The sequence below is a fragment of the Acinetobacter sp. 809848 genome (genome assembly GCF_000581275.1).
Lineage (GTDB): Bacteria > Pseudomonadota > Gammaproteobacteria > Pseudomonadales > Moraxellaceae > Acinetobacter > Acinetobacter pittii.
The window spans coordinates 1-983 of sequence record NZ_JEXG01000155.1; the positions used below are offsets into that span (position 1 = coordinate 1).

Below are 983 nucleotides of genomic sequence, written 5' to 3' on the forward strand. Positions count from 1 at the left end.
AGTTTTACCTACAGTTCTAATGTTAACCCCTTTATCCCCATTAATAATAGAAGGGCTGACTAGTGTTCTCATACTATAATTTTGATCATTTTCACTGCCTTTATCATAAAAATCTGTATGACCATCAACAATAATACTTGCATTTAATATTCTTGGCTGGGGATTAGTCTCTGTAGTGGTTGTAGATTTATACTGTTCGGCTAAAACACCACTTGCTTCTAAATTAACTTGTCCTAATTGAGCAGAAATATTTCCTCCACTTATAGATAAACCTTTAGCAGAAGTAATATTTATATTTCCTGATTTTGAAGTTAACTTAGTTTCAGCATGCTCAGATCCGTTTAGACTCTCCTTATAGAATAGTTCATTTTTTTCGACATCATTAATATAATCATTATCATATTTAAAACCAAAAACATAATCTACAGCAAGTGGAGTATTATTTCCACCAAGCAAGAACGGAAGCTGCCCAGGAACTGGATAATTTATTTTTATTGGATACTTATCTTTAAATACATTAAAATCTCTTTCATATTCTTTATATGCATTAACCCATATTTCTGAATTTTTATTTTTGGTTTGATCTAAAAGTTCATAATCCCAATATTTAAGAAACATATCATTATAATTGCGATATTTTTTCACCAAATTAGAGTAATCATTAAAATAATCTTGTGACTGTAGCTTTAAACGTTCCTTATTCATTTCTTCTATTTTTAAAGTATAATCTTTTGCTAAATTTAATTTTTGTAAACTAGAAAAATTATTTTTAACTCCATCAATTAGCGCATCATCTTTACTTGAAACAATCTTAATATCTTTTTGTGCAGTTAACTGTGAACCTTGAATATCAACTTTAGCACCCTCTAAATTGATACCACCATTTGCTGTATCCAACTTAACAACTTGTTCCGATCCATTCCCCGCAGTTCCACCATAGCCTTTTAAAGTTAAAGTGCCATTTTTAGAAACGAGTTCAATAT

General features: G+C 29.7%; 1 pseudogene. It reads right to left on the bottom strand.

The features are described 5' to 3' along the window. Window positions 1–983 (bottom strand): annotated as a pseudogene (locus J536_RS25940) (hemagglutinin); the annotation flags it as partial.